The sequence below is a fragment of the Chloroflexota bacterium genome (genome assembly GCA_016875535.1).
Taxonomy (GTDB): Bacteria; Chloroflexota; Dehalococcoidia; order SHYB01; family SHYB01; genus VGPF01.
Map to the genome: position 1 here is coordinate 23,435 of VGPF01000028.1, position 8,380 is coordinate 31,814.

Below are 8,380 nucleotides of genomic sequence, written 5' to 3' on the forward strand. Positions count from 1 at the left end.
TGCAGTTTTTCCAGGAGCGTTGCATGGCCACCACTGTGCCCGCCGACCCGTATCCTTGGCCGTACGACGGCAACATATTCCCCAGTACAACTGCGCTGATGCTTATCGATTGGCAGCACGACTTCTGCGGAAAAGGCGGCTATGTCGATACGATGGGCTACGACATCGCCAACACGCGCAGCGGCATCAAGCCTACGCGTGCAGTGCTCGACGCCTGTCGAAGACTCGGCTTCACGATCATCCACACACGCGAGGGGCACAAGCCTGACCTCTCCGACTGCCCGCCAAACAAATTGTGGCGATCGAAACAAATCGGGGCAGGCATCGGAGACAAGGGGCCGTGCGGGCGCATCCTTGTGCGAGGCGAGCCTGGCTGGGAAATCATCAAGGAGCTCGCTCCGCTTCCCGGCGAGCCAATCATCGATAAGCCGACAAAGGGCTCATTTACCGCCACTGACCTCGACCTCGTTCTCAAGAATCGCAGCGTCACCCATATCGTGCTCACTGGCATCACCACCGACGTGTGCGTCCACACAACCATGCGCGAGGCGAACGACCGTGGCTATGAATGCCTCCTGCTGGAAGATTGCACGGGCGCAACGGACAAAGGCAATTATCTGGCGGCAATCAACATGATTAAGATGCAGGGCGGCGTCTTCGGCTCTGTTTCAGATTCACGGAAGTTTCTCCGCGCGATCTCTGGACTGAAGAGCATCCGGCGATGACAGCCAGAGATAGCTTCCGGGCGGCACTCGAAGACGCTCAGCGATACCGCGTGGATGTGATGGCGCGTAGGCCCGCCTTCACCTATTCGCTGGAGACCTACGCAGTCGATACAAATCAAAAGATCACATCGCTGCCGTCAGGCACGAAGCGAGTGCCTCCCGAGGGAACGGTGGCAGGCGCGGCCGAAGCAATGGCCAGCGGACGGCTCAGCGCCGTGGAACTTATGAGCCGGACCCTTCGCGTGATCAAGGCTCGGAACCCGGCGCTCAATGCGTTCACTTACGTGGCGCCTGAAGATGCGTTACTGCGCGAGGCCAAGGAACTGGACACGGAGCGAGCCCAAGGGCGTATTCGGGGTCCGCTGCATGGCATCCCTGCCTCGGTCAAGGACGTGCTGCACGTTCGCGGTATGCCAACCACCGCGAGTTCCCGGGTGATGCGCGTGACGCCAACCGTCGACGGCACCGCCGTCGCGCGAGTGCGCGACGCTGGAGCCCTGCTCGTGGGCAAAACACATACCCATGAGTTCGCCCTTGGTGTAACGACACCCCAAAGCCACAACCCCTGGGACCCAAGCCGAGACCCTGGCGGTTCCAGCGGCGGGTCCGCCATCGCCGTCGCCACGGGGATGAGCCTGGTTAGCCTCGGTACCGACACGAGAGCTTCCATCCGTGTTCCCTCTGCCCTATGTGGCGTTGTTGGCTATAAACCGACATACGGCCTTGTCTCCACCGATGGGATGGTCACACTCTCATGGAGCATAGATCACACCGGTCTGATGGCCCGGACCGTGCGCGACGTTGCGCTGTTGATGAACTCCGTCCAAGGCCCGGACCCTCGGGACCCCAATACAGTTCAGCGACCAGCTAACGACTATTACACATACCTCGACAAAAATGTGCGAGGGCTTCGGGTTGGCCTTGCGTTACATGGCCTCTCCGGCACAAGTCCTGACGTGCTCGCCGCTTTTCACCGGTCCGTTGACGCTCTCCGGGCACTTGGCGTGCACGTGATCGAAACCAGCACGCCATCGGCAGAAGACATCAGGCTTTGCACATCGCTCGGCATGGTGATGAGCAGGTGTGAAGCGGCGGCCTTTCATCAGGCCTTCCCCAACACAGACGCCCTCTATACCAAACCAGTCTTCGAGCAGCTCGACGAGGCGCGCCGCGTCACGGCGGTGGACTACCTCTCCGCTCAGCGCTTTCGCGGCGACTTCGCCCAGCGCATGGCGCATCACTTCCAAGACTTCGATGCGCTTATACTGCCCACGAGCAAAGTTACCGCGCCATCACTCGAAGAAAGCGACCGCTACATCATGATCCTTTCGGAAAACTGCATCCCGTGGAGCTTTATCGGCTTCCCCGCGTTATCAGTCCCATGCGGCTCAACGTCATCGGGACTCCCTGTCGGCGCGCAACTCGTCGGCGCGCCCTTCGGCGACGGGGCCATCCTTGCTCTCGCCTCCGCCATCGAAAGCTCCCTCGGAGTTCGCTTTCCGTGAAGAGCGAGTCCCAGAGCGCCGCGACTATGGTAGGCGTGACTGCTCAAATGGCCATGGGGACAGCCGGATTCGAAGGGCGCGTTATCGCCGCAGTTCCAAACGCTGTGTACATGCAAAGCGCGTCCGGAGAGTTGTTGTGGATGACAACTCCAGGGAATGTTATTCACGCCCGCGCGGTTATCGCGCCGTGCCACCTCAGGGGCTTGCCCCCCGACGTCACGATTACTCTCGATCATGGGTGGCTCACCGTGGGCTCAAGTTTCAGCGTCGAAGTGGCCCATGCGCCCGTTTGGGTGCCGCCGTTGGTAGGTCCAGAGTCAGCCACCGATGCGCGTATGGCAGCGTCATCCTTCATGACATTGCTCAAAGCGATCACACCCATAGCCCCGTCAAGCGGATTCGCTCCTGCCATCGCCTACGTCTCTTCAACGGCAACATTCGCTGCCACCCCCGCCGATGTTGAACTCTTTGCCGGAAGTGAGTCTGTTCGCGGCGTTATCGATTCAGTGTCAAACCGCCAATCTGATACACTCCAGAAGGCCGCGGGCCTTCTTGGGTTGGGGCCGGGGCTGACGCCTTCAGGAGACGACTTCGCAGGCGGGCTGGTTTTTGCCCTGCGTGCGCTACACGTCGCCTACCCTGACCGGTTTCCATGGGACGACAGTTCAGCAAGAGACATGGTGGCAAGAGCTCGCGAGCAAACGAATGGCATCAGTGCCGAGCTCCTCCACGATCACATAAAAGGGCGCGGGGCCGGCCCCCTGCACGACCTTGCGTACGCAGTGTTGACGGCCCAGCCGGAAGAGCGATTGATGCCCGCTGCGGAAGGTCTCATGCGTATAGGCCGGACGACAGGCTGGGACATACTGACGGGTTTCTGTGCAGGTATGCTCCTGCTCTGCCATGAGTCAAGAAGCTAACCTGAATCTTCAGGACGAGGAAAGATATGGAAATTAAAGCGAAAATCGAGGCCGCAAATGCAGAGGTGGTAAAGCGCGTCACCTCTGCCGACCCTATTTTGATTGACGTACTGCCAGCCGGACAGGTCATACCAGGACTCACTGAACGCATGGTCACCCATTCGGGACCTCCAGTCACCTGGCAGAACATGTGCGGCGCACAGCGTGGCGCCGTCATCGCGATGACACTGTTCGAGGGCTGGGCCTCCACTGCGCAACAGGCGCAGGAACTCCTCGCGGCGGGCGCTATAAAACTCGAGCCAAATCACCACCATCAAGCCGTAGGACCCATGGCCGGCACGATAACTAAGTCTTTGCCTGTCTGGGTGGTTGAGAACCGCGCTTCGGGGAACCGGGCATACTGCCGCCTCGCCGAAGCGCGGCAGCAGTTCGGCGATTTCAGCGAACAGGCCCTCGGCGGCCTCCGCATGTGGCGTGATGTCTGGGGCCCATCGATCTCAAAAGGGTTACAAACGATCAAAGGGGGCCTTCCGTTAAAGCCGATTATCTCTCGCGCCCTGCAGATGGGTGACGAACTGCACAACCGACCTGACGCCGCATCGTCACTTCTTTCTGGAGCGCTCACGCCTGCGATGATAGAAGCGGGTGTGGCAAAAGATGCCCTTTTGAGCACCGTTCGATGGACAGCGAACAATCCCTTCCTTTTCCTCGGTGTCTCGATGGCCTGCGGCAAGGCGGCAACAGACCCCTGCTCGGGTGTGGAGTACAGCACCATCGTTACGACCATGGCGCGCAACGGCACGGAATTCGGCATCCGCGTCGCTGGCCTGCCCGGCGAATGGTTCACAGCGCCCTCACCCAAGATTGACGGCCTTTTCATGCCTGGCTTCTCGGATGCGGACGCGGGACGGGACATGGGCGATTCCGCTATTACCGAGACAGTCGGCTGGGGAGGCTTCGTCATCGGCGGCGCGCCAGGTATCCTCGCCCTGGTCGGCGGGACGGCGGAACAGGCGCTTGCGTGGAGCCGCGACATGCGGAAGATTACGACTGGCACAAGCCCTGACTTCCGTATCCCCGCCCTCAACTTCGAAGGCGCCCCTGTGGGTATCGATATCCGTAAGGTCGTGCGGACCGGCATACTGCCGGTCATCGACACTGCTATCGCACACAAGGATCCCGGCTACCCGAATCTCGGCGCTGGCATCGTGCGCCCACCCATGGACTGCTTCAAACTCGCGCTGCGGAAGTTCGCCTCAAAGTACGGCGTTTAGCTCACGGCCCCCTATGGTCACCGATCACGCCATTATCCAGAACCAGTATTTCGATTCTGTTTTCTTAATGCGTGTTGCCAAGCGCATCAGCGCTGCGGAAGGAATCGAGCAGGCGGCCGCTGTAATGGCTACCGCAAAAAACCTCGAGGCTCTCGCTCAAGCCGGGTTCGCGAGCGCAGCGAGGGGACCAGCGGCTCCCAACGACGTTATCGTCGCGCTGCGGGCCACCGACTCCACTCACGCCCGCGCCATCCTCGACCATCTCGACCAGTGGCTCAATCGAGAAGAAACTCCTAACTCTGGCACGACCGTCACTACATTGTCCGACGCTCTTGGAGTCGAACCCAACGCTAACCTCGCAGTCATCTCTGTACCCGGTGAATATGCAGCGAGAGAGGCTCGGCTAGCACTCGAACAGAACCTGCATGTCTTTCTCTTCAGCGACAACGTCTCGCTCGAGGACGAAGTCTCCCTGAAGCAACTCTCCAAAGAGCGCGGTGTGCTGCTTATGGGCCCTGACTGCGGAACAGCCATCATAGGCGGCGCCGGCATCGGCTTCGCGAACAGCGTGCGCCGCGGGCCCGTTGGCGTCATTGGCGCATCTGGTACCGGCCTTCAGGAAATCACCACCCTCGTCCATCGCATGGGCTCCGGCATCTCCCACGCCATAGGCACCGGCAGCCACGACCTCACGGACGCCGTCGGCGGGGTAACCTCAATGCAAGCGCTGGACGCCCTCGATGCCGAACCAAACACAAAAGTCATCGTCCTTGTCTCCAAGCCTCCTGGGCAGGTCACGCTGGGGCGCATCCGGCAGCGTATGGCGAGCATGTCGAAGCCGGTGATTACCTGCTTCCTTGGCTCGTCCGGCCTCGAAGAACATTGGCCACACCCCGCGCACGACCTCACAGAATCAGCGAGCGAGGCGGTCCGCCTGGCTGGCGTGGCGCCAACGCTGTTACCTGGCTCATATCCGAGCGTATCCAGCGCAGTGGCAGAGATCGGGCCGCACAGGCGCTACGTCCGCGGGCTTTTCGCCGGCGGCACCTTTTGCTATCAAGCCCAGCAGATCTTTCGTGAGGCAGGCGTCACAGTTCATTCCAATGAGCCATTAAGCCGGTCGCTGAAACTCGCTGACCCTTACCGGAGCGTTGGGCATTCCCTTGTCGACATGGGCGCAGATGTATTCACAGTAGGTCGTCCCCACCCCATGATTGACAGCACCCTGCGCGCTCAGAGGGTCGAGGCTGAAGCGCGGTACCCAGAAACTGCTATCCTCTTGCTTGATTTCGTTCTCGGCTTCAGCGCATCGGCTGACCCAGTTGGCGACCTTGCACCCGCAATCAAGCGGGCCCGTGAGCAGGCCGAAGGCCAGGGTAATCGACTTCTTGTGCTATCATCCGTTTGCGGCACTGAGCTCGATGCGCAGGGCTTTAACCGTCAGATTCAGGCGCTGGAACAGGCCGGGGTCACAGTTTTCCCAAGCGCTGTCGATGCAAGCCGGTTTGCCGCAGCAGTTGCGATCGAATTGGGGAAGGTGGGCAGATGAGCGAACCGCGCATCCAGGATCTCCTCCGTTCAGGTATCCATGCTATCAATATCGGCGTTAAGGACTTTGCCACAAACCTCGATACTCAGGGTGTTCGCGTTCTGCACATCGACTGGCGTCCTCCCGCGGAAGGCGACACGGAAATGATGGGCCTCCTGGACAAATTGCTGTGACGGATTGGCGCCATGGGTAAGACCATCGTCGTCGCACTTGGCGGCAATGCGATACTGCAGAACGGACAGCGCGGGACACGCGCCGAGCAGTACGCCAACCTCGAACAAGCCTGCCGCCACCTCTTGCCGCTCATAGATGATGGGCACCGCATCGTCCTAACCCACGGAAACGGCCCACAGGTCGGCAATCTGCTCATCCAGCAGGTCGAGGCCGCTGACTACGCGCCGATGATGCCTATGGACATCTGCGTCGGCATGACCCAGGGCCAAATCGGAACGTTACTTGTGCAAGCGCTCACGAATCACCTCCGTGCCGAGGGACTCCAACGCGACGTCGTTACACTGGTGAGTCACTTCCTGGTCGACCCAGCCGACGCAGACTTCAAAACACTTTCCAAGCCAGTCGGCCCATTCCTCGACGAGCGCCTGAAACAGAGGTATGAGGCGCTTCCCGGCCACGTCATTCGCCAGATCGGCAAAGACCCACAACGGCCCTTCCGCCGCGTTGTTGCGTCTCCGCGACCCCTGCGCCTCATGGAGAAGCGTGCCCTCCGCGCTCTCTCAGAAGCAGGCGTCATCGTCGTCACCGCTGGCGGCGGCGGCATTCCGGTGATGATTCAGTCCGATGGCGCCATGCGCAGTATCGAGGCTGTCATCGACAAAGACCTGGCGGCTGAAAAGATAGCAGAAAGCATCGCCGCTGACATTTTGCTCATCCTGACCGACGTGGAGGCCGTGGCTTTGCACTATGGCACCCCGCAGCAACGGACGCTTCGCGAAGTGACGCTTACCGAAGCGCGCACCTACTTTGCCGAAGGCCACTTCGCCAGCGGAAGCATGAGCCCCAAAGTGCTCGCCTGCATCCAGTTTCTCGAGTACGGCGGCGAGACCGCAATTATCGCTGGCCTGTCCTCCGCCGAGCGAGCGATTCGCGGCGAGGCTGGCACCCGTTTCGTGAAACGTTAGGAGTTTCCGTGCGCCATATCATCGACGCCCAGCAATTTGACAAGAAGACGATTACCCTCCTCTTCCATGCAACCGAGCGCATGGAACACATAGCCAAGTCTGGCGGCTCGAGCGAACTGCGCGGCAAGATCATGGGAACCCTGTTCTACTCGATCAGCACGCGCACTCGCCTGTCATTTGAAGCAGCCATGTTGCGCCTCGGCGGCAACGTCGTCTCAACTGAGCACCCCCAGGAGTTTTCCGATGCCGCGATTGGCGGTACGCTCGAAGACACTATCCGCATGATGGATAGCTTCGTCGACGTGATCGTGCTGCGCCACCCACAGGAGGGTTCTGCCGAGCGTGCAGCAGCCGTATCCCGAGTGCCAATCATTAACGCTGGCGATGGCGGCGGCCAACACCCTACCCAGGCTCTCCTAGATCTCTATACCATCTACCGGGCCATGGACGGCATCGATGGCGTCTCAGTGGTCATGATGGGAGACCTCGCAAATAGCAGAACAGTTCGCTCACTCTGTTACTTCCTCGGAAAGTACACGGGTGTGAAACTCTGGCTTGTCGCACCTCCACAGCACGCGATGCGACCAGACATCATCGACTATCTCACTCGGCACGGTGTCTCATTTACGCAGATATCGGCGGCTGGCGATCAACTGAACGAGGTTCTCCGCATCGCCGATGTCGTCTACCAGACCGACTTGCCTCCCGACCAGGCCCATACCTCTAAACAGCATCCTGCGCGCATGGACTTCGCCATAACTCACCAGGTCCTAGAAGTTATGCGCCAACGGGCGATCATTATGCATCCCTTCCCACGCACGGTCGCCATCGCCCGCGATGTCGATCACGATCGCCGTGCCTTCTACTTCCAGCAAATCGCCAACGGGCTATACATTCGCATGGCCATACTCCACAACCTGTTGGCAAGCAAAACTTGACCTTGCGAGGCCAAGTCACGCCGCCACCAAGACCGGCTGTGTTCGGAAGGGAGAGTAACTCTACTCAGACTCCCCGTCCACTGACCTGCCCCCCAAAAACTAGACCAGGCGCAAAGTGGGAAAATGCCTGGACGGAAAGGGAGGCAGCGATGCCAAGGAAACGGTTTGCGGCAGAGGAGATCATCAACAAGCTCCGGGAAGCGGAGGTGCGCCTGGCCAGGGGAGAGACCGTGGCCCAGGTGTGCAAGGTCCTTGGGGTAACCGACCAGACCTTCTATCGGTGGCGACGGGAGTACGGCGGCCTGCGCATCGATCAAGCGAAGCGGCTCA

At 60.2% G+C, this 8,380-nt stretch carries 8 protein-coding genes; all 8 read left to right on the forward strand.

The features are described 5' to 3' along the window. Positions 1 to 23: 23 nt before the first annotated feature. Complete coding sequence (locus FJ039_08595) at positions 24 to 725, forward strand: cysteine hydrolase (GenBank protein ID MBM4406220.1); 702 nt, start codon at positions 24 to 26, stop codon at positions 723 to 725. Continuing rightward, positions 722 to 2,230, forward strand: coding sequence for an amidase (locus FJ039_08600; GenBank protein ID MBM4406221.1), 1,509 nt, complete (start codon positions 722 to 724; stop codon positions 2,228 to 2,230). The genes FJ039_08595 and FJ039_08600 overlap by 4 nt, the downstream gene beginning before the upstream one ends. Then, the gene (locus FJ039_08605) at positions 2,107 to 3,150 is read left to right on the forward strand and encodes a DUF2877 domain-containing protein (GenBank protein MBM4406222.1); all 1,044 of its coding nucleotides are present in this window, start codon (positions 2,107 to 2,109) and stop codon (positions 3,148 to 3,150) included. Before FJ039_08600 ends, FJ039_08605 begins: the two co-directional genes overlap by 124 nt. 26 nt (positions 3,151 to 3,176) lie before the next feature. Next, on the forward strand, positions 3,177 to 4,424 hold the full coding sequence (locus FJ039_08610; protein ID MBM4406223.1) for a DUF1116 domain-containing protein: 1,248 nt from the start codon (positions 3,177 to 3,179) through the stop codon (positions 4,422 to 4,424). 13 nt (positions 4,425 to 4,437) lie between these two features. Beyond that, positions 4,438 to 5,973: an acyl-CoA synthetase FdrA gene (gene fdrA / locus FJ039_08615; GenBank protein MBM4406224.1), complete on the forward strand. Its 1,536-nt coding sequence runs from the start codon at positions 4,438 to 4,440 to the stop codon at positions 5,971 to 5,973. 185 nt (positions 5,974 to 6,158) lie between these two features. Continuing rightward, the gene (arcC, locus tag FJ039_08620; GenBank protein MBM4406225.1) at positions 6,159 to 7,112 is read left to right on the forward strand and encodes a carbamate kinase; all 954 of its coding nucleotides are present in this window, start codon (positions 6,159 to 6,161) and stop codon (positions 7,110 to 7,112) included. Next, complete coding sequence (pyrB, locus tag FJ039_08625) at positions 7,004 to 8,050, forward strand: aspartate carbamoyltransferase (GenBank protein MBM4406226.1); 1,047 nt, start codon at positions 7,004 to 7,006, stop codon at positions 8,048 to 8,050. The genes arcC and pyrB overlap by 109 nt, the downstream gene beginning before the upstream one ends. Before the next feature lie 149 nt (positions 8,051 to 8,199). Beyond that, the coding region (locus FJ039_08630) for a transposase (GenBank protein ID MBM4406227.1) at positions 8,200 to 8,380 on the forward strand (181 nt) is incomplete at its 3' end.